Annotated in this window: 20 protein-coding genes; 14 read left to right on the top strand and 6 right to left on the bottom strand. The window is 69.8% G+C overall.

Features of this window, described 5'->3' with window-relative positions; genetic code table 11:
- Positions 1-109 precede the first annotated feature (109 nt).
- Positions 110-1,288 carry a glycosyltransferase gene (locus FK219_RS06525; protein ID WP_152582456.1) on the top strand — a complete coding sequence of 393 codons (1,179 nt, stop codon included), beginning with the start codon at positions 110-112 and terminating at the stop codon, positions 1,286-1,288.
- Between the two features lie 206 nt (positions 1,289-1,494).
- Positions 1,495-3,063 (top strand): cell wall-binding repeat-containing protein, encoded by a 1,569-nt coding sequence (locus tag FK219_RS13925; protein WP_210416785.1) that lies wholly within the window; start codon positions 1,495-1,497, stop codon positions 3,061-3,063.
- 11 nt (positions 3,064-3,074) lie between these two features.
- Here the strand turns inward: FK219_RS13925 and FK219_RS06515 are convergent, their stop codons facing one another.
- Both FK219_RS06515 and FK219_RS06510 read right to left on the bottom strand, forming a co-directional pair.
- Positions 3,075-4,871 (bottom strand): ABC transporter ATP-binding protein, encoded by a 1,797-nt coding sequence (locus FK219_RS06515; protein ID WP_152582454.1) that lies wholly within the window; start codon positions 4,869-4,871, stop codon positions 3,075-3,077.
- The gene (locus tag FK219_RS06510; protein ID WP_152582453.1) at positions 4,868-6,034 is read right to left on the bottom strand and encodes a glycosyltransferase; all 1,167 of its coding nucleotides are present in this window, start codon (positions 6,032-6,034) and stop codon (positions 4,868-4,870) included. The genes FK219_RS06515 and FK219_RS06510 overlap by 4 nt, the downstream gene beginning before the upstream one ends.
- 120 nt (positions 6,035-6,154) lie before the next feature.
- Between FK219_RS06510 and FK219_RS06505 the strand changes: the two genes are divergently transcribed.
- The 6 genes from FK219_RS06505 to galE all read left to right on the top strand — a co-directional run bounded on the left by FK219_RS06505 (position 6,155) and on the right by galE (position 13,272).
- Positions 6,155-7,375, top strand: coding sequence for a glycosyltransferase family protein (locus tag FK219_RS06505; protein ID WP_152582452.1), 1,221 nt, complete (start codon positions 6,155-6,157; stop codon positions 7,373-7,375).
- A 102-nt stretch (positions 7,376-7,477) separates the two neighbouring features.
- Entirely contained in the window at positions 7,478-9,304 is a 1,827-nt protein-coding gene (locus FK219_RS06500) for a cell wall-binding repeat-containing protein (protein ID WP_152582451.1), read from the top strand.
- A 17-nt stretch (positions 9,305-9,321) separates the two neighbouring features.
- Positions 9,322-11,805 carry a cell wall-binding repeat-containing protein gene (locus tag FK219_RS06495; RefSeq protein ID WP_152582450.1) on the top strand — a complete coding sequence of 828 codons (2,484 nt, stop codon included), beginning with the start codon at positions 9,322-9,324 and terminating at the stop codon, positions 11,803-11,805.
- Entirely contained in the window at positions 11,756-12,106 is a 351-nt protein-coding gene (locus FK219_RS14250; RefSeq protein WP_407941887.1) for a type II toxin-antitoxin system HicA family toxin, read from the top strand. Before FK219_RS06495 ends, FK219_RS14250 begins: the two co-directional genes overlap by 50 nt.
- Positions 12,103-12,303, top strand: coding sequence for a hypothetical protein (locus FK219_RS06485; RefSeq protein WP_152582448.1), 201 nt, complete (start codon positions 12,103-12,105; stop codon positions 12,301-12,303). Before FK219_RS14250 ends, FK219_RS06485 begins: the two co-directional genes overlap by 4 nt.
- Positions 12,304-12,312: 9 nt before the next feature.
- The gene (gene galE, locus FK219_RS06480; protein WP_152582447.1) at positions 12,313-13,272 is read left to right on the top strand and encodes a UDP-glucose 4-epimerase GalE; all 960 of its coding nucleotides are present in this window, start codon (positions 12,313-12,315) and stop codon (positions 13,270-13,272) included.
- Here galE and FK219_RS06475 read toward each other — a convergent pair.
- On the bottom strand, positions 13,269-14,519 hold the full coding sequence (locus FK219_RS06475; protein ID WP_152582446.1) for an O-antigen ligase family protein: 1,251 nt from the start codon (positions 14,517-14,519) through the stop codon (positions 13,269-13,271). The genes galE and FK219_RS06475 overlap by 4 nt on opposite strands.
- Positions 14,516-15,829, bottom strand: a complete 1,314-nt coding sequence (locus FK219_RS06470) for an O-antigen ligase family protein (RefSeq protein WP_165638071.1) — start codon at positions 15,827-15,829, stop codon at positions 14,516-14,518. Before FK219_RS06470 ends, FK219_RS06475 begins: the two co-directional genes overlap by 4 nt.
- Positions 15,830-15,889: 60 nt before the next feature.
- Here FK219_RS06470 and FK219_RS06465 point away from each other — a divergent pair, with 60 nt between their 5' ends.
- From FK219_RS06465 to FK219_RS06440, 6 genes are read left to right on the top strand one after another with little or no spacing between them, the layout of a single operon-like run.
- Positions 15,890-16,879, top strand: a complete 990-nt coding sequence (locus FK219_RS06465; RefSeq protein WP_152582444.1) for a GDP-mannose 4,6-dehydratase — start codon at positions 15,890-15,892, stop codon at positions 16,877-16,879.
- Positions 16,876-17,844 (top strand): GDP-mannose 4,6-dehydratase, encoded by a 969-nt coding sequence (locus FK219_RS06460; RefSeq protein ID WP_152582443.1) that lies wholly within the window; start codon positions 16,876-16,878, stop codon positions 17,842-17,844. The genes FK219_RS06465 and FK219_RS06460 overlap by 4 nt, the downstream gene beginning before the upstream one ends.
- Before the next feature lie 26 nt (positions 17,845-17,870).
- The gene (locus FK219_RS06455; RefSeq protein WP_165638070.1) at positions 17,871-18,965 is read left to right on the top strand and encodes a glycosyltransferase family 4 protein; all 1,095 of its coding nucleotides are present in this window, start codon (positions 17,871-17,873) and stop codon (positions 18,963-18,965) included.
- Positions 18,965-20,227 carry a glycosyltransferase family 4 protein gene (locus tag FK219_RS06450; RefSeq protein ID WP_152582441.1) on the top strand — a complete coding sequence of 421 codons (1,263 nt, stop codon included), beginning with the start codon at positions 18,965-18,967 and terminating at the stop codon, positions 20,225-20,227. Before FK219_RS06455 ends, FK219_RS06450 begins: the two co-directional genes overlap by 1 nt.
- A gap of 3 nt (positions 20,228-20,230) precedes the next feature.
- The gene (locus tag FK219_RS06445; protein WP_152582440.1) at positions 20,231-21,250 is read left to right on the top strand and encodes an FkbM family methyltransferase; all 1,020 of its coding nucleotides are present in this window, start codon (positions 20,231-20,233) and stop codon (positions 21,248-21,250) included.
- 36 nt (positions 21,251-21,286) lie between these two features.
- The gene (locus tag FK219_RS06440) at positions 21,287-22,255 is read left to right on the top strand and encodes a UDP-glucuronic acid decarboxylase family protein (protein ID WP_152582439.1); all 969 of its coding nucleotides are present in this window, start codon (positions 21,287-21,289) and stop codon (positions 22,253-22,255) included.
- Between the two features lie 14 nt (positions 22,256-22,269).
- Here FK219_RS06440 and FK219_RS06435 read toward each other — a convergent pair whose 3' ends face one another.
- Complete coding sequence (locus FK219_RS06435) at positions 22,270-23,289, bottom strand: glycosyltransferase family 2 protein (RefSeq protein WP_152582438.1); 1,020 nt, start codon at positions 23,287-23,289, stop codon at positions 22,270-22,272.
- A 6-nt stretch (positions 23,290-23,295) separates the two neighbouring features.
- Entirely contained in the window at positions 23,296-23,838 is a 543-nt protein-coding gene (locus FK219_RS06430; RefSeq protein WP_152582437.1) for a dTDP-4-dehydrorhamnose 3,5-epimerase family protein, read from the bottom strand.
- Positions 23,839-23,887 lie beyond the last annotated feature (49 nt).

Genomic DNA, 23,887 nt, shown 5'->3' with positions numbered 1-23,887 from the left:
CGCGCAAGCGTGTGTCACTCGCCGCGGTCGCGGGCCGCGCCGCCGACGCCGTCGAGCTGGCCGCCGCCACGCCGCACGGCCGCGCCCGCCCGGCGCGGGAGGCGCGCGCGTGAGCCGCCTCAAGCGTCTGGCGGGCCACGTGATCCGCGCCCTGCCGGAGGGGCTCGTCGGCCGACTGCTGCCGGGGGAGTACCGCTACCGCCCCGCCGACATTCCCGCGCCGAGCCGCGCCCCCGAGACGCCCGTGCGTCTCTACATCGCCCCCGCGAACTTCGCCGGGCAGGCGTGGCAGTGGGCGCGCGCCGCCGAGCGTCACCTGCCGGGGGTCGGCGCGGTGTCGATGGTGGAGGTGCTGCGAGCGGGGTTCCGCCACCCCGCCGATACGCCGGTGCCGCGCGGTGTCTACGCGGCATCCGGCCGATGGCAGCGCGCCGAGCGCACCGTCGTCGCACGCGACTTCACCCACCTCATCGTCGAGGCGGAGCGTTGGCCTTTCGGCGGCGTGCTGCTGGAGTCGGTCGACGAGCAGGTGCAGTGGGCGCTCGATCGCGGTCTGCACGTGGCGATGCTGTGCCACGGCAGCGATATCCGCCTGCCGAGCCGGCACGCCGAGCTCGAGGCCGACTCGCCGTTCCGCACTGCGCTCGGCGACCAGATCGCCCACTATCAACGGCTGACCGAGCGCAACCGCGCGTTGCTCGACCGGCTCGACCTGCCCGTCTTCGTGTCGACTCCCGACCTGCTGCGCGACGTTCCGCAGGCGACGTGGCTGCCGGTCGTCGTCGACGTCGATCGATGGGCGACGGATGCTGCGCCCCTGTCGCGCGCCGTGCCTCGCGTCGTGCACGCACCCTCTCGGGCCGCCATGAAGGGCTCCGAGCTCGTGGAGCCCACCCTGCATCGCCTGCACGAGCAGGGTCTCATCGACTACCGCCGGCTGGAGAAACTGCCCCACGAGGGCATGGTCGCCGCCTACCGCGACGCCGACATCGTGCTCGACCAGTTCTCGATGGGCATCTACGGGGTCGCGGCGTGCGAGGCGATGGCGGCGGGCCGCGTCGTCGTGAGCCACGTCGCCGACTTCTCGCGCGAGACAGTGCTGGCGGCAACGAGCCAGCGGCTGCCGATCGTGCAGGCCCGCGCCGCTGAGCTCGAGACGGTGCTGCGCGGCCTGCTCGACGACCGTGAGGCGGCGAGGGCGACGGCGGCTCTCGGCCCCGACTTCGTGCGCGCCGTGCACGACGGGCGCCGCTCGGCACAGGTGCTGGGGCCGTTCCTGCTCGGCTGAGTAGGGCCCGCTCGAGCCCGATTGGACAAGCCGAGATACGTCGATTAGCTTTCGAGAAAACTCCCTGAGAGGGTCTCATGCTTCGTCGTCGTGCCGGTCACCGGTCCCTTGTTCTCCCCGCTGCGGCGGCCATCGCTCTCGCCTGTCTCCTGGCTCCGCTGGGTGCAGTCTCGCCCGCAGCCGCGGACGTCAAGCTGGCGGTCACTGTGCTCTTCGACGACGGTTCTGGCCCCGTGGCGGTGCCCTCGGCGACAGTGCGCATCAGTCACAGCGAGCACGGCGTTGCCGCTGGCTGGTCGGGAGGGGCGAGGACCACCAACTCGGCCGGGACGGTCGAAGTGCGCAGCTTCGACAACTACGAGGGCTACGACTTCCATGTGCGCGCCGAGGCTCCGGGCGGCGACATTGGCGGCTACGCCGTCGTGCCCACCTACGAGAACGATGTCGTCGACGCCCGCCTGGCCGAGCCGCGCGTCGTGCCGTGGCGCTCCGCCTTCTCCTACACGCCCATCACGATCACACTGCGGCCGACTGCCGCCCTCACCGGCTCCGTGCAGACGACGTCGGGGGCGAGCGCGCGCGACCGCGTCACGGTGATCGCGTACCGAGAAAACTCGTCCGGTGACTGGGTTCCGGTCGCGCAGACTCGTACCGCGAGCTCCGGCGCCTTCACCTTCGGTTCCCTGCCGATCGGGCGCTACGTGGTCGAGACCCGGTCGGCGACGGGGTCGCTCGCGGTGGCGCGCACATTCCACCCCGCCGTGGCGAGTGCCGATGAGGCGACGGTCTTCACGCTGACCTCCGGCGAGACGGTGACAGTGGGTGCGGTGGTGGCACCGGTGTGGAATGTCGAGACGAAGAGAGTGTTCGGTGCCGACCGGTACGCCACGAGCGTGGCGGTGTCGAAGGCCATGAAGCCGTCCGGCGGGCCGATCTTCCAGCTCTACATCGCCAGCGGCGAGTCGTTCGCCGACGCTCTCAGCGCTGCCCCCGTGGCAGGAAGCACCAAGTCGCCACTCCTGCTCACCCCCAAGAACAGCTTCCCTTCGGCGACCGCGGCCGAGCTTCGCAGGCTTGAGCCAGAGATCATCACCGTTGTCGGTGGCACGGCGGTCATCTCGCGCTCGGTCGAGCGCAGAATCCAGCAGATCGCCGATGCGTGGGGCGGGGAGGTCTCGCGCGTCGCGGGCGCTGACCGCTACGAGACCTCCGCCAAGCTCATCAACAGCGGCGCGTGGAGGTCACCGCGCAGCCGCATTGTCATCGCGACCGGCACGAACTTCGCGGATGCCCTGTCGGCCGCGGCTGCCGCTGGCTCCGAACGGATGCCCGTCCTTCTGGTCGACGGAAACGCGAGCAGCTTCAGCCAGACGACCCTGGATGCGCTGGAGGACTACGAGCCGTCGCTCGTCTACGTCGCAGGGGGCCACTCCGCGGTGTCTGCTCTGGCGGTGAACCGATGGGAGAGGGAGTACGGCCTAGCCAAGGTCACCCGCTTCAGTGGCGATGACCGCTTCGAGACCGGTGAGCTCATCAACGACTTCTTCTTCGACACGAACGACAACGCGCTCATCGCCAATGGCCTCAGCTTCCCCGACGCCCTCGGCGCCGCGCCTCTCGCCGTGAGTCTCGGCGGCCCTCTGCACCTGAGCCTGCCGACGTGCGTGCGACCCGAGCTTCGCGCTCTGCTGCTGGAACAGGGGTCGAGCTCGCTCACCCTCGTCGGTGGCCCGAGCGCTCTGAGCGGCCGAGTGGAGTCGCTCAGAACCTGTTAGGTGGGTCGGCGCTACCGCAGCTCGCCGTCGCCGAGACCGGCGAGCTTCACCTGCTGGGCGAACTCGGGCACGGTCGCGGCGAGCTCGTCGAAGGGCCCCGCGCCCACGAGGCGGCCGCCGCTCATGAAGAAGATGGTGTCGGCGTTCTTGACGGTCGAGAGCCGGTGGGCCACGGAGACGACGGTCGTCGAGCCGCGCAGCTCGGCGATCGCGGCGGCCACGGCGGCCTCGGTGCGGGTGTCGAGCGCGCTCGTCGCCTCGTCGAGCACGAGCACGAGCGGCTGCGCGTAGAGGGCGCGGGCGATGCCGAGCCGCTGACGTTGACCGCCGGAGAGCGCGAGGCCGCGCTCGCCGATGGGCGCGTCGATGCCGCCCTCGCGCTCCTCGATGACGTCGAGCAGCTGCGCCATCGCGAGGGCTTCGCGCACGCGCTCCCGATCAAAGTCGGCGCTCCAGGTGAGCGCGACGTTCTGGGCGACCGTCGAGTCGAAGAGCGAGACCTCTTGGGGAACGTAGGCCACGCGGCTGCGCCACCAGCGGGTCACCTGATCGAGGGGGATGCCGTCGACCGTCACGGTGCCCTCGCTCGGCGACAGGAGCCCGAGCATGAGGTCGACCATCGTCGACTTGCCGGCGCCGGAGGCACCGACGAGGGCGGCGACCGACCCGAACGGCAGGGTGAGGCCGACCTCGCGCACGGCGTCGTCCGCCTCGGGGGAGTAGCGGAACGAGACGCGCTCGAACACCATCTCGCGCGGGGGGTCGGGGGGCGTCGCGGTGTCGCGCTCGTCGATGCCGCGGCCCGCGGTGCGCTCGCTGCGGGCGATCTCGTCGAGCACGCGCTCGGCGTGCGGTGCCGCCATCTGCACCTGGTTCACGACCGACTGGAAGCGCACGATGGAGGGCGCGATGCGGAAGCCGGCGAGGCCGAACAGAGCAACTGCGGTGATGGCCCCGGTCGTGCCGCCGGTGAGGAAGCCGGTGACGCCGACGAGCAGGAAGCCGCCGATGATGCCGGCCTCGAGCACGTAGCGCGGCACCTCCTTGAGGAAGACGGCGTTGCCGCGGGCCCGCGCACTGTGCCAGCGGTTCGCCCGCACGACGTCGCCGATCGCGCCGAGACGGTCGCGCAGCGTGATCTCCTTGAGCGCGCCGATCATCTCGGTGATGAGGCGCGAGGTGCGCAGCGAGTAGCGCAGGGTGACGGCGCCCGCCTCGCGCGAGCGGCGGGTGACCCAGAAGTACAGCATCGCGCCGATGAAGCCCAGGTAGAGCAGTGAGATGAGCGCGACGGTCGGCTGGGCGATCGCGAGCACGCCGAGCACCGCGACGAAGCTCATCGCCTCGCCGAGCAGGGTGGCGCCCGGCAGCAGCAGGCCTGCGATGACGACGGCGACGCTATTGTCGGTCAGCCGCACGAGGTCGGCCGAGTTGCGCTTGAGGCGCTCCGTCCACGATGCGGCCACGTAGGTCTCGAACAGGCGGCTGCCGAGGTCGAGCTCGTAACGCGCGAAGCGGCGGGTGGCGCCCCACAGCAGCACGACGGCGATGACCGACTTCGACATGATCAGCACGCACACGAGGCCGAGCAGCAGGATGAGCCCCTGATCGTCGACCTGGCCGATGATCGGAAGGTCGACGGGGCTGTTGGAGAGGATCGGGCCGATGACGACGGCGAGCAGGGCGACCGCGATGGCGTCGAGGATCGCGAGCATGCCGAGCGTCACCGAGTAGATGATGAGGAACGGCTTGGCCTGCGGCGGCAGAATGCGCAGCACGCCCATCGCGGCCCTCCACGCCGACTTCATCGTGCCCCCACCGTTTGCAGCAGGTTCTGCTTCTCGTTCTCCGAGTGCAGCACGGGCGCGGCGGCGTGCGCGGCCTCCTTGAGCTGCTGCACCTTCTCCGCCGTGAGCGCGTTGAGCAGCTCCGCGGTCTTCTGCGCGCCCCACGGCTCGACGACGACGCCGAAGCCGTAGGGCTCGTGCTCGGCGATCATGACCTCGTTACGGCCCGTGACGACCCCGATGCGCCCCTGCACGGCTTCGAAGAGCTTGTTGGGCAGCATGTAGCGCACATTGGGCGACACGGGCCGGTAGACCATCATCGCGAGGTCGTACTCGTTGATGGTGCGCGCGATCTCCTTGACCGGCACGCCGGGCCGAAGCACGATGCGGTCGCCGTGCGGCGCCGCGATGCGCCGCACTTCGTCGATCATCGCGTCGTCGCCGGTGAGCATGAGCGTGAGCTCGAAGCGGTCGTCGACGAGCCCCATCGTGTCGATGAGATCGCGCAGGCCCCGCTCCCAGTGGGCGAGGCCGTGGTAGATGAGGCGGATGCGCTGCGGGTCGACGGCCCGGGGCTCCTGCTCGACGTACTCAGGGATGTTGCGCACGACCGCGGGCCGGGGCATCCCGCGATCATGCTCGTAGTAGTCGGCGAGGCGCTGCGACACGGTCGAGCGCGTGGTGAACTGCGGGTCGCCGAGCCGGCGGGTGAGCCAGCGCTGCCAGCTCCACGCGAGCAGCCCGAAGGGCGTGCGCTCGCGCATGCGCTGCGTGAAGTACTCGTGCATGTCGAGGTGGAGGTGCGTGGCGGTGAGCCCGCCGAAGACGTCGCGGTCGCGGCTCCACGGTGCCAGCTCACGATCGTTGAAGACGATGAGGTCGTAGGTACCTGCGCGCACCGCGTCGGCTGCGTCGGTGGGGATGCGCTGCTGGATGATACGGCGAAATTTGGCGCTGTTCGTCATGAGGCCGTGCAGCACGAGCTGCCGCCACGGGCTCGACTCCCACACGGTCGGCGGCAGCAGCTCATAGTGGGTGCGCACCTGGGGGCTGGGGTGCGGGCCGAAGCCGAGGGTGTCGACCACCCAGCCGGCGTCGGTGAGCCAGTCGATCTCGCGGCGCACGCGCGGGTCGTTGAGAATCTCGCTGGGAACAGCCAGCAGGGCGACGCGCTCGGTCGGCATGGGCGGTGAGGTCTCCTGCGGTTCTCGGGTGCCCGAGCCGGTACGGCGGGCGCGTGCCAGCCTACCGTTCGCGCTTCGTGCGCTCGCGGGCGGCGCGGGCCCCGCTGGTAGCGTGAGCAGGTGCCGCGCCCCCCTCGAAGCCCCGTGGAGCGGGGCAAGGATGCTCTGCGCAGCGTGCTGCGGGCGTCCCTGGTCGTGGCACCCGGCGCTCTCGTGTCGCGCATGGTCGACCCGACGCAGCGCTTCGACCCCGCGCATCCTTCACCGGCGATCGATCTGCCGCGCGACGCGGCCGTGCGCCTCCTCGTGGCGCCCACCAACTCGGCGGGGCAGGGCTGGGCGTGGGCGCGCGCCGCCGAGCGGCTCGACGGCGTCGTCGCCCGCACGATGCAGATCGACATGAACCGGTTCGCGAAGTTCCCCGCCGACCAGAGCATCACGCGCGGCGAGTACCGCTGGTCGCGGCGGTGGCAGCGTGCGCAGCGTCGGGCGGTGCTCGACGGGGCGACGCACGTGCTGCTCGAGTCGGCGTCGCCGCTCTTCGGCGACCCGCACCGGCGCGACGTGCGCGGCGAGCTGCGGCAGTTGGGCCGCGCGGGCATCGCCGTAGCGCTGCTGTTCCACGGCAGCGACATCCGCTCGCCCTCCCGCCACCGGGCGCGCGCCGAATGGTCGCCGTTCGGGCCGGGCGGGTGGGACCAGACGGCGGCGCTCGAGCGCGTCACCGCTGAGAATGCGGCTCTCGTGGCGGAGGTCGACCTGCCGGTGTTCGTCTCCACGCCCGACCTGCTCGTCGACCTGCCCGAGGCTCGATGGCTGCCGGTCGTCGTGGACCCGCAGCGGTGGGCCACGGAGCGGGCGCCGTTCGCCGGCCGGGAGCGACCGCTCGTCGTGCACATTCCGAGCCGCACGATCGTGAAGGGCACCGACCTCATCGACCCCGTTCTGCACGGCCTCGCCGCGGAAGGGCTCATCGACTACCGCTCGATCACGGGCCTCAGCAATGACGAGATGGTGGCCGCCTACGGCGAGGCCGACATCGTCGTCGATCAGCTGCGCCTCGGCATCTACGGGGTCGCGGCGTGCGAGGCGATGGCGGCGGGCCGGGTCGTCGTCAGTCACGTCGACGAGCAGGTGCGGGGCGTCGTCGAGCGCGAGTGCGGGGAGGCGCTGCCGGTTGTCGAGGCCACCGCGACGACGCTCGAGTCGGTCGTGCGCGACATCGTCGCCGACCCCGCTCGCGCTGCCGAGCGGGCCTCCACCGGGCCGGGTTTCGTGCGCGCCCACCACGACGGCGCGAGAAGTGCGGATGCTCTGCGATCGTTCCTCGGGTTCGTCTAACGAACGCCCCCGAGTGAGGGCCTCCCTTTTGTGCCGCAATCGAGTTACTGTTGTGACTGTTGTGACTCGCGGCAGGGGGCTGCGGGCGGGGGGGGTTTCATCATGTCGCGGTCCATTTCTCTCGAGGCCAGCGCGCCGCAGGCGCGGAGGCGCTCGTTGCGTGCCGTGGCCGCGATTGGGGCCGCGGCGCTGCTGGGCAGCCTCGTCGTCGCCGCGACTCCCGCGTACGCTCAGCCTGTCGTCGAGCCGGTTGTCATCGACGAGACGCCCGATCGGGCGGTGGTGGAGAGCGGCAACACCTTCGACTCCGTGGCCGATCGCTCTGACTTCGACCCCGGCTACCTCATCAGCGATCTGCAGTTCTACGATCGCAATGGCATGACCGAGTCTGAGATCCAGTCCTTCCTCGCGTCCAAGAGCGGCACGTGTCAGAACTCACGCTGCCTGGACATCTTGAGGCAAGACACGGCGGCCCGCAGCGCCAACGAGCAGTGCCGGTCCTTCTCCTCCGGCAGCGACGAGCGCGTCTCGCGCATCATCTACCGCGTGCAGCAGGCGTGCGGCATCGCGGCGCAGGTCTTGCTCGTCACCCTGCAGAAGGAGCAGAGCCTGGTGACGTCGACTGCCCCCTCGCAGCGCGCCGTCGACTTCGCGCTCGGTTACGACTGCCCCGACACTGCTCCTTGCAACGTGGAGTACGCCGGCATCGGGCCCCAGCTGTATTCGGCGGCCTGGCAGTTCCAGCGCTATCGCCTGAACCCGTCGTGGTACAACAACCAGATCGGCACGGAGTACATCCAGTACCACCCCAACACCTCCTGCGGAACGAAGCGGGTGGTCATTCGCAACGCCGCGACCGCCGGGCTGTACAACTACACCCCCTACACGCCCAACTCGGCCGCGATGAGCAACCTGTACGGCACGGGCGACAGCTGCTCGAGCTACGGCAACCGCAACTTCTGGCGCCTCTACACCGACTGGTTCGGCAACCCGACCGGGCAGCTCTCGAGCGCGGTGTCGAAGTCGCGCCTCGCCGGGGCTGACCGTTACTCCACCTCTGTCGCGCTTGCGGCGTCGGCCTACCCTGACCCGAGCGCGGTCTCGACCGTCTACATCGCGGTCGGCACGGGCTTCGCCGACGGTCTCGCGGCGGCGCCCGCAGCGGCTGTCGCCGGCGGGCCGTTGCTGCTCACCAACCGAGCTTCCCTGCCGGACTCGGTGCGAGCCGAGATCGTGCGGCTCGCGCCCGAGAACATCATCGTTGTCGGCGGCCCGAGCGTCATCAGCGGGTCCGTGGTCGCCTCCTTGGAGGCGCTCGCTACGACCGTCACCCGTGTGTCGGGCGACGACCGGTACGCGACGGCCCGCGCGCTCGCGCTTCTCGCGTTCCCTGATGGCGCCGACGAGGTCTTTGTCGCCAGCGGCGGCAACTTCCCCGACGCTCTCGCGGCGAGCGCTGCCGCGGGCTCTCGCGGGGTTCCCGTTCTTCTCGTGCCGCCGGGCTCGAACTCGGCCGACTCAGCCACGCGCAGTGTGATCGATCAGCTGGGCGCCACGACGGTCGTCGCCGCCGGTGGCACCTCCGTCATCTCGACGAACTACCTGAACTCTCTGAAGTCGGGCACCGACGTGACGTCTCTCGTGCGTCGCGGCGGAGCCGACCGCTACAAGACGGCGGCGAGCATCAACGACTACGCCTTCCCGACGGCGACCGCAGGCTACCTCGCGAGCGGCGTCAACTTCCCAGACGCACTCGCGGCGGCTGCCGTCGCGGGCGCGCAAAACGCGCCGTTGCACCTCTCGCCCGGCAGCTGCCTTCCCGCAGCGGCCGTCGGCCACTTGACGCTCTCGGGCGTCGAGAGCCTCACGTTCGTCGGGGGCACCTCGGTGCTCACCTCGAACGCCTACAACTACCGGCCGTGCTCCTAGCAGAAGGCAGATCGTCGATGCGTAGCCCCCGCGCCGCCACCACTGGCGCGCTCCTCGCCTTCCTCGCCCTGGTGGCGGCCCCGGTCACGGCTGCGTCCGCGGCAGAGCCGACGGCCGTGCCCGTACGAGCACTCGAGCGGCCGGTCACCCCGGTGGGCGACGAGCCGTCGCGCATGGTCGACGTCAAGCCTGACGACTTCGCCGCGGAGGGTGCTGCTCTGCCCGCGGGCCTGCAGCAGGCGCTCGCGCGCGATGTGGGTCTCAGCGGGGCCGAGTGGCTCGCTCAGAGCGAAGCCGGCAACGCGGCAGCCGATGTGGTGGCCGACCTCACCGAGGTCATCGACGTGGTCGACGCCCGCTTGGAGGGCTACGACCTCGTCGTCACCGTCGAGAACGATGCGGATGCCCGGGTGGCGGAGAGCGTCGGCGCCCGGGTCGAGTTCGGCTCTGCACCGGCGGCGCGCGCGACCGAGGCTATCGAGGGTCTCGAGCCCGCCGCCGACCTCCGTGGTGGCATGCCCTACGTGTATGACTCTTCTCGATGCTCTATCGGTTTCGTCGGTCTCAATACCTCCAACAGCGAACTGGAGATGCTGTCGGCTGGCCATTGCGAGACGATTGAGGGCTCGATGCGAAGAGCGGCCACCATTAATCGCCCGACCATCTCCGGCGGGACTATAGGCGCCACCACCCAGATCGGCAACGGTGGCCTTCACGTCGCTGGCGAATATGCGAACCCGGGATTCGACACTGGCGCGCCAGACTTTGACCCGGTCATCACGTACTACGACTTCGGCGCTACTCAGGTCACCAATGACGTCTGGGTCGGCAAGCCTGAGATCGTTACATGGGGCAACTCAACATCGGGCGCGCCTCTCGCTTCGTCGCCGTTGGTCATTCGCGACGCTGGGCCGGCCATATCTGGCGCGACTTTGTGCAAATCGGGTTCGACGACGGGTTGGACATGCGGCGCGATCTTGACTCCTGCAACTGCGGCACAATATGGATTCAGCGATGGCGTTGACCAAGTTGTTCCTGTCGGCGGGTCCAACTGCGAGGCACCCGGCGCGTACTGCGTAGGTGCGATCGTGGCGGCGATTTGCGTCCGGCAGGGCGACAGCGGTGGGCCAGCAGTGGTTGGGAGCCGCGCGGTCGGCATCACGTCCGCGGCCTCTAATGCCGATCCTGACCAGTTCCCCTCATGCAATGTTCAGGGGAACGTCGGTGTGTTCAGCACTCTGTACTCTGCAAACTCGGCATGGGAGCAGGTCACGAAGGTGTACCCCGACTGGGAGCCGCTCATCGGGTTCTCGTCTACGAATCGCAATGCATCGTCGCCAGTGCGCCTCAGCCCGAGCGCGACTCCGAACCTCCTCGGGCGGGTCACGGGTGGTTCGACTCGGCACGGTGTCGAGGTGTCCATCAATGGCGGCGCAACGGTGTCGCCCACCGTCGGTGCGAATGGCGACTGGTCGGTGCCTCTCGACGGACTACGGGGCACCCTCGAATGGTCGGCGACCGCAAGCTGGGGCTCGCAGACGCAGGCTTCCCCAAGTACCGGAAGCATCTTCGTGGCGGATGGTGTGCGACTCTCGGGAGCGAACCGATACGACACGGCGAACGCCATTGCTGCTCGTGCGTATCCCGGTTCGCCAAACGTTCCCGTGGTCTACATCGCGAACGGCGCCAACTTCCCGGACGCGCTCAGCGCCGGCCCCGCGGCCGCGGCTGAGGGCGGCCCGCTCCTGCTTACTGAGCGGGGTTCCCTTCCCTCATCCGTGCGATCCGAACTCAACCGGCTCAACCCGCAGACGATCGTGATCGTGGGCGGCTCGAGCGTCGTCAGCAGCTCGGTCGCGAGCGCTCTTCGGTCCTACGCCGACTCGGTCGTCCGTATCGGCGGCGCCAACCGCTACGAGACGTCACGGCTCATCGCGCAGCGTGGCCTCACGAAGGGGTTCTTCTCCACAGATGAGCAGGTGTGGGTGGCGACCGGTGCCAACTATGCCGACGCTCTCTCAGCGGGCGCCGCAGCCGCATCCGCTGGCGTGCCGATCCTGCTCGTGAACGGCGCAGCCTCGGGTATCGATTCAGCCACGCGCAGCTTCCTCTCGTCGAAGCTCGAACCCACTGTCGCTCGCATCGCTGGTGGTACGGCGGTCGTGTCGAACGGCGTCAAGAACGCCATCGACGCCGTTTCGGGCGTGAGCACAGCCCGCTACGGCGGTGCGAACCGCTACGCGACCTCGCTGCTCATCAACAAGTTCGCGCACCCCGACTCGGCACCCGACGCGTTCCTGACATACGGCCAGAACTTCCCCGACGCCCTCGCCGGGGGAGTGTTGGCTGGCATCTCGGGTGGGCCCATGTACATAACGCAAACGAAGTGCGTCGAGCCGGGCGTCGTCAACCACATCCTCGATCTGAGCCCGTCGACCATCACCGTCTTCGGTGGCACAGCGGTCGTCAGCAACTCCGCCCGCGACCTGCGCCGCTGCTGACGCGTCCTCCACACCGGTCCTACCAGCGTCGACGTCAACGGGTCGAGGGCACGCGAGCTGGCGTGACCGTGCGGGCGTCACACTCGCCCATGTGCGTGCGCGAGAAGTCGAGAAGAGAATCAAGGCGCGTGGCGGCACGCTCGTCAGGCAACGCGGTTCGCACCGGCTATTCGAGGTCGCGCTCGGAGGCCTGGTCGCACGCACCACGGTGCCGTACCATGGCGGCGACGTGCCGAAGGGCACGCTGAGAGCGATCGAACGAGACCTGGAGCCGGTGCTCGGAAAGGGGTGGCTGCGATGACGACGTGGATCGTTGACGTGGAACGCGACGCCGGGCAACTCATCGCTCAGGTTCGCGACCTGCCCAGTGCGCACACCTTCGGCGCCGACTTCGACGAACTCGACGCGGCCGTGCGTGAGGTGATCGCCCTGGTGCTCGGCCTGCCGGAGGGCGAGCACGACCTCGACATCGCCTACGCCTTCCCAGTGCCCGCCTAGACTGGCCGGGTGCGCGTACTCGTCACCGGGGGCTCCGGCTACATCGGCTCGCACATCTGCCGTGTGCTCGCCGACCGCGGCGACACCCCCGTGATCGTCGACGACTTCGCGCACGGCCTGCGCCACCGCATCGACGGGATGCCCGCCCACGAGCTCGACCTCGCCGAACCCGGCGCGGCCGGCGTGCTCGCGCGGCTCGTCGCCGACGAGGGCGTCGAGGCGGTCATCCATCTAGCGGCCCGCAAGCAGGTCGGCGAATCGGTCGCCCGACCGCTCTGGTACCACCGGCAGAACGTCGGCGCTCTCACCTCCGTGCTGCAGGCCATGGTCGCGACGGGTGTGCGCGACCTCGTCTTCTCCAGCTCCGCCGCCGTCTACGGCGACGCCGACGGGGTCGTGACCGAAGACGCGCCGACTGTGCCCGTCAACCCCTACGGCGAGACGAAGCTCGCGGGGGAGTGGCTCGCCGCCGACGTCGCCCGCGCCGACGGCCTGCGCGTCACGAGCCTGCGCTACTTCAACGTGGCCGGCGCCGGCTGGCCCGACCTGGCCGACACGGCCGTGCTCAACCTCGTGCCCATGGTGCTCGAGGCGATCGACGCCGGGCGCTCACCGCAGATCTTCGGCAACGACTACCCGACCGCCGACGGCACGTGCGTGCGCGACTTCGTGCACGTGCGCGACCTCGCCGACGCGCACCTCGCCGTACTGGATGCCCTGCCCGAGCAGCCCGAGCCGCACCGCACCTACAACGTGGGCACGGGGGTCGGGTCGAGTGTGCGTGACGTCGTGGAGGGCATCCGGCATCGAATTTCGGATGCTCCCGCCACCGTCACCCGCCCCCGCAGGCCCGGCGACCCCGCCGCCGTCGTCGCCGACGTCAGCCGCATCGCCGACGAGCTCGGCTGGCGCGCGCGGCACGACCTCGACGACATTCTCGACTCGGTGCTCGCCGCGCGAGCACGCTAGTCGAGCCGCCCGCGCCAGGAGCGGTTGCGGGCGGCGGCGAACGCCGAGGTGACGAAGAGCAGCAGGCCTCCCTCGTAGAGCAGGTAGCTCTCGGTCATGCTCGTCGTCGCGAGCAGCACGAGCGTGAGCGCAGGCCACACGTAGACGGTGCTGCGGCGCTCGGAGGCCACGAGCCACGCCCGCACGAAGGCGAGGGCCAGCGCCACGATGAGCACGAGCAGGCCCGCGAGCCCCAGCTGCAGCCAGATATCCATGTAGGCGTTGAGTGCGGAGGGCGGCTGCCGGCCGGTGCTGTCGGCGACGACCGCGAACGGGAAGACTTCGTTGGGCCACTTGCCCGCCCAGCCCCAGCCCTGCACGGGGTACTGGTCGATGAAGCCCGTGACGCGGGCCCACACGCTCGTGCGCACCTCGACATCGGTCGCGGCGTCGACGGCGTCGACGAGGGCGGTGCGGAAGAGCCAGGCGAGCACGCCGAACACGGCGAGCGAGACGAGCAGCACGCTCTGCGTCGCCCGGCGCGCGACCGTCCTCTGGCGCCGAACTAGCACGAGGGCGAGCCCGGCGGCGAGCACCGCCGCGAGCACGAGCAGCGAGACCGGCGACCGGGCGAAGATGATCGTCGCCGCGGCGAGGGCGAGCGAGTAGACGCTCACGGCACGCGAGACCGAGCGTGTGCGCACCTCGATCCAGAAGCTCAAAATCGCGAGAGCGCCGAGGAATGCGAAGGCGTTGCGGGTACCGGCGAGTCCCTCGATGGGGCCGCCCTCGGCGAGTGAGCCCGAGATGCCGAGGAAGGTCAGAGGAGTGTCGATGAGGAGTCCGCTGAGAATCTCGAGCACGAACGAGGCGGTGAGGATGACCCGCAGGGCGTTACCGACCGCGCGCACGAGCTGGATGAGGTCGCGCACGAGCGCGATGTACAGGCCGAGCACTCCGAAGCCGAGCGCGTAGGCGATGCCGCCGACCGTCACCCAGGTGTACTGGCTCCAGATGACGCTGACCGTGAGCAGCCCGAAGAGCGCCATGACCGAGATCGGCAGAACCCCGCGCCACTCGATGCGCTCCGGCTGCGCCCACAGCGACGCCGCGGCGAGCACGACGAGCCCCGCGAGCAGGCCGAGAGCGCCCGGCCAGCCCATGATCGCGCGCACGGCACCGGTGATGAGGGCGAAACCCACGATCGCCTCGGTGAGCGCCTGACTGAAGCGCGCCGAGCCCACGACCGCGCGGATCGCGGGCGTCATGCCGTCGCCTCCGCGCGCCGCCCGCGCAGCTCATGCCGGCGCGAGGCGACCGCGATCCACACGAGCAGCAGCAGACCCGCTTCGATGAGCAGTCGCGACTCGGCGAGGCTGTGCACGAGGAGCATGGCCAGGAGGAGCACGGGGGCGAGGCGCAGGGCAGCGGGGTCGAGGGCATCGCCGCGCGGAGCATCCACGGCCCAGGCGACGGTGCGCGCGACCGTTGTGAGCACGAGGACGGCCACGAGGATGAGACCCAGGATGCCCAGCTGCAGCCACACGTCGAGCCACGCGTTGTGCGCCTGCAGGTAGGTGACGCCGCGAATCACGACCAGATCGTCGAAAGGCTCCACCCACGGGGCCCAGTAGCTCACCCAGCCCCAGCCGAACCACGGCCGCTCCTGGGCGAGGTCGATGACCGCCGACCAGATGTCGAGCCTGCCCGTGAGATCGTCGCTGCGGCCCACGAGGGTCAGCAGCGTGTCGCGCAGCACCACCACCGCGGCGGCGGCGGCACCTGCCAGGGCCACCGCGGCGCCGTAGACCGCCAGCCTGGCTCGACCCGGGCGCTGGCGGGCCAGCAGCACGACGCCCAGCACGAAGACCACGCCGACGCCGGCGATGATCACGGTGGCCGAGCGCGTGAGCACGAGCACGCCGAGCGCGATCGCGATCCAGCCGAGCACCGCGGGTCGGCGCAGGGAGGCCTCGTGGCCGGGGTCGGTCTGCCGCAGCCGCCACTGCACCGCGAGCACGATCACGGCCACCAGGGCCACGAAGGCGAGCAGGTTGGCGTTGCCGGTGATGCCCTGGATGCGCCCGCCCTCGAGCAGCGCATTGCGGGACCAGTTGAACGCTGCAGGGTATGGCTCCTCGTAGGAGGTCCAGAATGGCAGCAGCGGTTGCCGCACGAGCGTGGCCACGATGAGCTCGAAGATCAGCGAGAGGCCGAGTATCCAGCGCGTCGCCGCGCTCAGGGCGCGCACCACGTCGCCGAGGGTCAGCACTTGCGTCATGACGATCGCGACGGCCCCCGTGATGAGGGTCACGAGCACGCCGATGGCGGAAGCGCCGGGATACGCCGACCAGGCGATGGAGAGGGTCAGGTAGGCGGCGACCGCTCCCAGCGCCACGGGCACGCGGCGCAGGTCGACGCGCTCGCGCACGGCTACGGCGAGCCACGCGAGGCCCAGCAGAGCGATGATCGCGCCCCAGCCGTACCAGCTGAGGCTGTACCGCCAGGCATCGCCCGCGAGGAGCGTGAAGAGGGTCAGGCCGGCAAGAGCCACTCGGCGCTCGCGGAGCCACGACATGGGCATCAGCCTAGTGCGGTGACGTGACCCTGCTGCGTCGAGGCGTGGCAGAGTTGTCGCATGCGACGAGCCCTCATCACCGGCGTCACGGGGCAGGACGGCTACTACCTCAGCCGACTCCTGCACGACAAGGGGTATGAGGTGTTCGGCCTCGTGCGGGGGCAGAGCAATCCCAAGATCGAGATGATCCAGCGCGAGCTGCCCTTCGTGCGCATACTCACCGGCGACCTGCTGGACTTCTCGAGCCTGCTGCGCGCCCTCGAGGCCTCCGAGCCCCACGAGGTCTACAACCTCGGGGCGATCTCCTACGTCGCGTACTCGTGGGAGAACGCCGCGCTCACGACCGACGTCACCGCCAAGGGCGTGCTCACGATGCTCGAAGCCGTGAGGCTCTACGGGGGAGCGGGTGCGCGGCCCGTGCGGTTCTACCAGGCGTCGAGCTCCGAGATGTTCGGCAAGGTGCAGGAGGTGCCGCAGAACGAGTCGACCCTCCTGTGGCCCCGGTCGCCCTACGGCGTCGCGAAGGCGTTCGGGCACCACATGACCATCAACTACCGCGAGTCGTACGGCCTGCACGCGTCGAGCGGCATGCTCTTCAACCACGAGTCGCCCATGCGCTCGCCCGAGTTCGTCACCCGCAAGATCAGCCGCGCGGTCGCCCGCATCGCCACGGGCCGTCAGAGCTCGCTCACGCTCGGCAACCTCGACGCACAGCGCGACTGGGGCTACGCCGGCGACTACGTCGACGCGATGTGGCGCATGCTGCAGCAGGACGAGCCAGACGACTACGTCGTCGCCACGGGGCAGACGCACTCGGTGCGCGAGTACCTCGACCTCGCCTTCGCGCACGTGGGCATCGACGACTGGGCGCCCCTCGTGCAGCACGACGAGGCCCTCCTCCGGCCCGCGGAGGTCGACCAGCTCGTCGGCGACGCGAGCAAGGCCCGGCGCGTGCTGGGCTGGTCACCGACCATCGACTTCGCGGCACTCGTCTCTCTCATGGTCGACGCCGACCTCGCGCGCGAGCGAGGCGAGGCGATGACGCCGTGACTCGCGTGGCGCTCGTCACGGGCATCGCCGGGCAGACGGGAAGCTACCTCGCCGAGAACCTCGTCGCCCACGGGTGGAAGGTCCACGGGCTCGTGCGCCCCGGCGACGAGAGCCTGCGCGACCTGGGCCTGACCCTCGACGCCGACCTGCACGACCAGGATCTCGTCGACGCGGCAGGCGTGGCCTCGCTCGTCGAGCGGCTCGAGCCCGACACGATCTTCCACCTCGGCGGCCTCACGGCCGTGGGGGCATCGTGGGCGAACCCTCGCGAATACGCCGTCGTGACGGGGGCCTCCACCGCGACGATCCTCGACTCGGCGCAGCGGCTCGCCGATCGGGTCGGCCGAGAGGTGGGCGTCGTGCACGCCTCGAGTGCGGAGATCTTCGGTGACGCTCCCGCACCGCAGGACGAGTCGACGCCCATCGCGCCGACCAACCCCTACGGGGCCGCGAAGGCTCTCGGTCACCACCTCGTGCAGGCGTACCGGCACCGCGGCGTGCGCGCCTCGAACGCCATCCTCTTCAACCACGAGTCGCCCCGGCGCCCGCCCACGTTCGTCACGCGCAAGATCACCCAAGGGGTGGCGAGCATCGTCGACGGTCGTGCCGACACGCTCGTGCTCGGCGCTCTCGACGCCCGGCGGGATTGGGGCTGGGCCCCCGACTACGCCGACGCGCTGCGGCGCTGCGCGGATGTGGCCGACGACCTCGTCATCGCGACGGGCGAGAGCCACAGCATCCGTGACTTCGTGGAGGCAGCCTTCGCGCACGTCGGCATCGATGACGGGAGCCGGTACGTGCGCCACGATGATGCGCTGCTGCGGCCTGCCGACATCGCCGAGCTGAGAGGCAACCCGCAGCGTGCCGGCACAGCGATCGGGTGGCAGCCGACCGTGCGCTTCGAGGAGGTCGTCGCGCGCATGGTCGACGCCGACCGAACGCCCTCGGCGCCGAGGAGGCCCTGATCACCACGCCAGACCGCACTCCCGAGTTGACCATCGCCCATCTGACCCCCACCTCGTTCTCGTCGAGCTCGGTACTCGGCGGCGGCGAACGCTACGTCGCCAACGTCGCGCGTGCCGTCGCGCGTGCCGCCACGGCCGATCACGTGCCCGTCGACCAGCGCATCGTCTCGCTGGGTGGCGAACGATCCTCCGTCATCGTCGAGGGCATCAGGCTGGAGACCCTCCCGAACGACACGCAGCGCCCGGGGCCGATGAACGCGATCTCGCACCACCTGCGCGAGGCGCTTGTCGGTGCGGATGTCGTGCACGTGCACCAGTCGCTCACCGTCTTCGGTGCCTATGCCACCGCGACCGCCGCGTCCATGGGAATTCCCGTCGTGCTGACCGACCTCGGCGGCGGGGCGGACGAGAACATGCTCGCCGGTCGCGGGATGGATCTCGCAGCCGCCGTCGTCTCGATCTCGGCCTACGCCGGTGCGCTCATCGGCTCCTCGATCATGGGCCGTCACGAGGTCATCCTCGGGCCGGTCGATACCGAGACGTTCCACCCGCAGCAGGCGGACGGACTGCGAGGCGAGGGGATTCTCTGCGTCGGCCGCATCCTGCCCCACAAGGGGGTCGACCGCATCGTGCGGGCGCTGCCCCCTCAACTCTCGCTCACCATCATCGGGCAGCCGTACGACCAGCCGTACCTCGACCTTGTGAAAGGTCTTGCACGCGGCAAGGACGTCACCTTCGTGCACGATGCCGACGACGAGATGGTGAGGCGCCACTACTCGACGTCCGCCCTTCTCGTGCAGGCGTCCACGACGCTCGACGCCTACGGTCGACGCGTCGAGAAGCCGGAACTGCTCGGCTTCACGCCGCTGGAGGCGATGGCCTGCGGGGCCCCTGTGCTGCTCGCCAAGACCGCCTCGCTGCCCGAGCTCATTGCGGGAACGGACGCGGGTCGACTCTTCCGAGACGACGAGGAGCTCGCGCAGGCGTTGCGCGAGTGGGCGCAGGGCACCTGGCGACCCGGGCTGTCGAGCGCGGACGTGCGCGAGCATGTCGTGCGCACCTTCGGTCTCGAGGTGGCAGGTCGTCGCCTCCTCGAGGTCTACCAGGGGGTGCTCGACTGATGCGCATTCTCGTGGTGAGCAACCTGTACCCGCCCATGCACATCGGCGGCTACGAGATGGGCTGCCGCACCCTCGTCGACGCTCTGCGCGCGCGCGGCCACGACGTGCGCGTTCTCACCTCGCCCTCGACCAGGCTGGCCGATCAGCCTCAGCCTCACGTTGTGCGCACGTTGCAGATGACCGCGCACACCCCGGCCGCGATGCGGGCTCGGCGATCGGTCGAGCCCGGTGCGACCGTGCTCGCCCGCGCCTCCCACCCGACGAACACCGCGACGATGCTGCAGCACATCGAGGAGTTCGAGCCGCACTGCGTCTATCTCTTCAACGTCTTCGGCATCGGAGGGCTCGCACTCATGGATGCGCTGCAGGTTCTCGACTACCCGTGGGCGCTCCACCTCATGGATCGCGTGCCCGTCGAGGTGAGCACCGACCTCAACCCCGACGTGCTGGCGCTCTTCGGCGCGCACGATGGCACGCTCTACGACGGGGCGAGCATCATCTCGATGAGTCGCCGTCTGCTGGGCGAGGTTGAGCAGCTGTGCGGCTACTCGGTCGCGCAGGGCGCCGTGTATGTGCCAGGGTGGTCGACCGCGTCGCTCGAGCTGCCCGAGCGTGACTACGCCCCCGCGGGCCGCGTCCGCTTCGTTGCGGCCGGTCGTGTGCATGCGAACAAGGGCACCGGGCTCATCCTGGAGGCCGCCGCACTCATGCGGGAGAGAGCGGGCATCGACTTCTCGCTCGAGATCTACGGTGACGGCGATCTGCCCTGGGCGGTCGATCTGGCGCACTCGCTCGGGCTCGACGACCTCGTCCGCTTCGGCGGCTGGCGCTCGCAGGCCGAGCTGCAGCAGATCTATCGCCGGTCCGACTCCTTCCTCTTCCCCACGTGGGAGCGGGAGCCATTCGGGTTCGCCCCCGTCGAGGCGGCCGCCGAGGGCTGCGTGCCGATCATCACGGGCGGAGCCGGCGTGACCGAGCGCATGGTCGATGGTGTCCACTGCGTGCTCATCGACCGCACCGTGGAGTCTCTTGCCGACGCTATGCAGAGGGTGTGCGGGGGCGGTGTCGACCTCGCCGCCATGGGGGAGGCCGGCATGATGCTGTGCCGCGAAGACCTGCACCTCGACACCTGCGTGTCCACCGTCGAAGAGGTACTCGCCTCCACGGCCCATCGGCGTGCTCGCCCTGAGCGCCTCGATTGGCGCACGTACGCGCTCATGGCGCTCAAGCACAACCTCGCCCAGCAGCTACAGGAGAGTTGACCCATGCCACGATCCCTCGCCGCGCTCGCCCAGTCGGGAGTCTCACGCACCCGCTGGCGGTTCCTCACCAATCCGGTTCGCCGCCTCATCTTCTTCCTCGCGCGGCCGTACTTCGCGGCGCTCCTGCGCGAGATTCATCGCACGTCGGCATCGAGCGGGGCGCGGGCCGAGGCTCCGCGAGGTGTCGATCAGAAGCTCATCGACACTCTCGTGGCGCAGCAGCATGCTCTCAGCGACCGCCTCGCGACGGTCGAGGCGCAGCGCGTCACGCGAGCTCGCGAAGAGGACGAGCGGGCGCGTGAGCGGGAGCAGGCTGCGCAGGAGCGCGCGCGCGAGCTGTCGAGGCTCGAGGGCCCAGCGTCCTACTCCCAAGCAGGCGAGGACAGGATCTGCGCCTACATCCTCGGCCGTATCGGAGTCGCCCCCGGCGCCGTGCGGTACCTGGATGTCGGGGCGGCGCTGCCCGTCGGCGACAACAACACCTTCCTCTTCTACGAGGCTGGCGGGCGAGGTGTGCTCGTCGAGGCGGACCCCGAGTATGTCGATCAGTACGCGCGCGAACGTCCTCGCGACACGGTACTTCAGGGGGCCGTCGTACCCGCGGTGCTCGCCGCGAGCGAGAGCATCCGCTTCCACCGCACGGTCGACCGCGGTTGGTCGACCGTGCTCGATGAGCGCGCGACGCTCGCTCGGCAACTGGGCAAGGACGGCCCCGGCGGCGAGACGCTCACGGTGCCGACGCTCGCTCTCGGCCGCATCATCGAGGAGCACTTCTCCACCACGGGTCTCGATCTGCTCTCGGTGGACATCGAGGGTCTCGATGCGGCCGTCCTCGACGAGATCGACTTCTCTGCCGCGGCGCCACAGGTCGTCGTGGTCGAGAACCCCTTCGACACCGAGACGAACCGATTCACCGAGAGCGACCTGCCCGCGCTCCGGGCAGCGGGCTACACGCGCTACGCGAGCACGCACATCAACGCGATCTGGATCTCGCCACGAGTCGCCGCCCGACTCACGTTCTGAACTCCCACCACGCGCACTCACTCAGGAGGCAGCATCATGAACCGTCGCCGCACACTCGTCACCGGCGGTGCCGGATTCGTCGGCTCTCACCTGTGCGAGGCGCTCCTCGCGCGCGGCCACGACGTGCTGTGCGTCGACAATTTCTACACGGGCGAGCGCGATTCGATCGCGCACCTGCTTGAGAACCCGAACTTCGAGCTGCTGCGCCACGACATCACACTGCCCCTGCATGTCGAGGTCGACGAAATCTACAACCTCGCGTGCCCTGCGTCTCCCGTGCACTACCAGCGGGATCCGGTCCAGACGACGAAGACCTCCGTCCTCGGCGCGATCAACATGCTCGGCCTCGCCAAGCGGCTGAAGGCTCCGATCCTCCAGGCCTCCACGTCAGAGGTCTACGGCGATCCCGAGGTGCACCCGCAGTCTGAGGAGTACTGGGGTCGGGTGAATCCCATCGGGGTGCGCAGCTGCTACGACGAGGGCAAGCGCTGCGCCGAGACTCTCTTCTTCGACTACCACCGGCAGCACGGGCTCGCGATCAAGGTGCTGCGCATCTTCAACACCTACGGGCCTCGCATGCACGTGCTCGACGGCCGCGTCGTGAGCAACTTCATCGTGCAGGCGCTCAAGGGCGAACCGCTCACCATCTACGGCGACGGCTCTCAGACGCGCAGCTTCTGCTACATATCAGACCTCGTCGAGGGCATGATCGCGATGATGGAGGCGGGAGACCACGTCGTGGGCCCCATCAACATGGGCAACCCCCACGAGAGCACGATGCTCGACCTCGCGCGCGCCGTGATCGCCCTGACGGGCGGCGACTCCGAGCTGGTCTTCCTCCCGCTCCCCGCCGACGACCCGCAGCAGCGTCGACCCGACATCACCGTCGCGCAGCGCGAGCTGGGGTGGGAGCCGCGCGTGCCGTTGGAGAACGGGCTGCGCGACACCGTGCACTACTTCCGCGACGTCGGGCGCGCTGCAGGCTGGTTGCCGGCCGACCGGTAGGCGGGCGCTCGGGCTCAGGAGCGTCGACGGGCGAGACCGCGCAGTCGCCGCAGCGGCGCCGTGACCCGCCACGACAGAGACCCCTGCAGCGCCTCGAGCTCGCGCCGAGCTCGGTCGCGATCGCGGGTGACGCGCTCGAGCTTCTGCTCGACCGCCTCGTGCTGCGGGCGAGGCACCGTCGTGCGCTCGGCGTACGCCGCCAGTTCGAGCACCGACGCTGTCGCGCTCGAGAGCGTGCCCGTGAGCACATGCTCGGGCACGGCGTCGGAGGCCTTCGCCGGCGGCATGCCGGCCTTCCTCAGCAGGCGCGGCCCGCGCTCGCGCACATAGCCGTTGAGGATCGTCGGCGTGGAGGCGGAGCGATCGTGACGGATGCGCGCCGTCGGCGCGAGGCCGATCATGTGCCCGGCCGCGCGCACCGCCGAGCACAGCAGCACGTCGACCCATCCCACGGGGAAGGCGCGAAGGTCGGTGCCGCCGACCTCGTCCCACACCGCGGAGCGCACGAGCATGCCGCGGCTCGGTACGTAGTCGAGGTGCGGAATCGCGCCGATCTCATCGAGCGGAGTGTCTCGCCTCGGCTCCCAGTGGTGCATGGCCCCGTCGGCTGCGAGCACGCCGCCCCAACTCGCACGCCGGGCGTACGGAACCGTCGGGGAGGAGTCGTTCTCCCGCTCGGTGCGCACGACGATGGGTGAGACGAGCGCTTGCCGGGGGGAGGCATCGAGCACGGCGACGAGCTCGCGCAGGCAGTGCTCCTGGGGGTACGAGTCGTCCTGCACGAGCCAGATGAACTCGGCGTCCGTCGCGGCCCGGCCCACGTGCAGCCCGCCGCCCCAGCCGAGATTGATGCCGGTCGAGATCACTCGCGTGCGAGCATCCCACCCCGTCGTCTCGGAGAGCGGGGCGCCATTGACCACGACGACGACCTCCAGATCGACCTCGGGGCTCTGCGCCCACACCGCCTCCACGGCGGCGGCGAGACGGGGTACGTCGGTGCCGAGAGTGGGGATGACCGCGGCGACCCGGGGCATCCGCAGTCAGAACTTCGGCAGGTGCGAGCTGACATCCACCGGAATGTCGGGGCTGTCCCACGGCAGGAGCAGCCGGTCGGGCGACTCGTGGTGGTAGACCTCGGTGGGGAAGTTCACGAGGTGGGCGTCGACCGAGCCCACGTTGACCGATAGGTGCCACACGTACGGCGGCATCGTCACCTGCCGCACACCGCGGTCGGAGAGCACGAGCTTCATGCTGACCCCGTGCGTCGGGGAGTCTTCGCGGGCGTCGTAGAGGAAGAGCAGCACCTCACCGGAGATGATCGTGTAGCGGTCGGCCTTGCGCTCGTGCAGGCCCCAGCCCTTCATCTGGTGGGGGCGGACCGAGAACTGGTAGGCGTAGACGACGGGCTCATCCCAGTAGTCGCCGACGCCCTCGAACATCTCGAAGACCGTGCCGCGGTGGTCGACGTGGTGGGGTGTCGAGCGCACCTTGACGCCGTCGATCGTCGTCGCGACGGGTTTGCCTTCGGGGGTCACGGTCTGCTCGTCGCGGATTCCAGACGAGAGTGAGGGGTCGTTGCTCATGAGCGCTCCAAGTCGGGTGGGCCAGTCGAGCAACACTCTATGACGCGGG

Source organism: Microcella pacifica (genome assembly GCF_009371975.2).
GTDB lineage: Bacteria > Actinomycetota > Actinomycetes > Actinomycetales > Microbacteriaceae > Microcella > Microcella pacifica.
The sequence above is the reverse complement of the archived record's forward strand: the minus strand, read 5'-3'. Positions and strand labels throughout refer to the sequence as shown.

Coding starts and splice junctions, on each gene's coding strand:
- FK219_RS06515 (WP_152582454.1), bottom strand. CDS start 4,871: ATGAAGTCGGCGTGGAGGGCCGCGATGGGCGTGCTGCGCATTCTGCCG.
- FK219_RS06510 (WP_152582453.1), bottom strand. CDS start 6,034: ATGCCGACCGAGCGCGTCGCCCTGCTGGCTGTTCCCAGCGAGATTCTC.
- FK219_RS06500 (WP_152582451.1), top strand. CDS start 7,478: ATGTCGCGGTCCATTTCTCTCGAGGCCAGCGCGCCGCAGGCGCGGAGG.
- FK219_RS06495 (WP_152582450.1), top strand. CDS start 9,322: ATGCGTAGCCCCCGCGCCGCCACCACTGGCGCGCTCCTCGCCTTCCTC.
- FK219_RS06485 (WP_152582448.1), top strand. CDS start 12,103: ATGACGACGTGGATCGTTGACGTGGAACGCGACGCCGGGCAACTCATC.
- FK219_RS06475 (WP_152582446.1), bottom strand. CDS start 14,519: ATGACGCCCGCGATCCGCGCGGTCGTGGGCTCGGCGCGCTTCAGTCAG.
- FK219_RS06470 (WP_165638071.1), bottom strand. CDS start 15,829: ATGTCGTGGCTCCGCGAGCGCCGAGTGGCTCTTGCCGGCCTGACCCTC.
- FK219_RS06465 (WP_152582444.1), top strand. CDS start 15,890: ATGCGACGAGCCCTCATCACCGGCGTCACGGGGCAGGACGGCTACTAC.
- FK219_RS06450 (WP_152582441.1), top strand. CDS start 18,965: ATGCGCATTCTCGTGGTGAGCAACCTGTACCCGCCCATGCACATCGGC.
- FK219_RS06445 (WP_152582440.1), top strand. CDS start 20,231: ATGCCACGATCCCTCGCCGCGCTCGCCCAGTCGGGAGTCTCACGCACC.
- FK219_RS06440 (WP_152582439.1), top strand. CDS start 21,287: ATGAACCGTCGCCGCACACTCGTCACCGGCGGTGCCGGATTCGTCGGC.
- FK219_RS06435 (WP_152582438.1), bottom strand. CDS start 23,289: ATGCCCCGGGTCGCCGCGGTCATCCCCACTCTCGGCACCGACGTACCC.
- FK219_RS06430 (WP_152582437.1), bottom strand. CDS start 23,838: ATGAGCAACGACCCCTCACTCTCGTCTGGAATCCGCGACGAGCAGACC.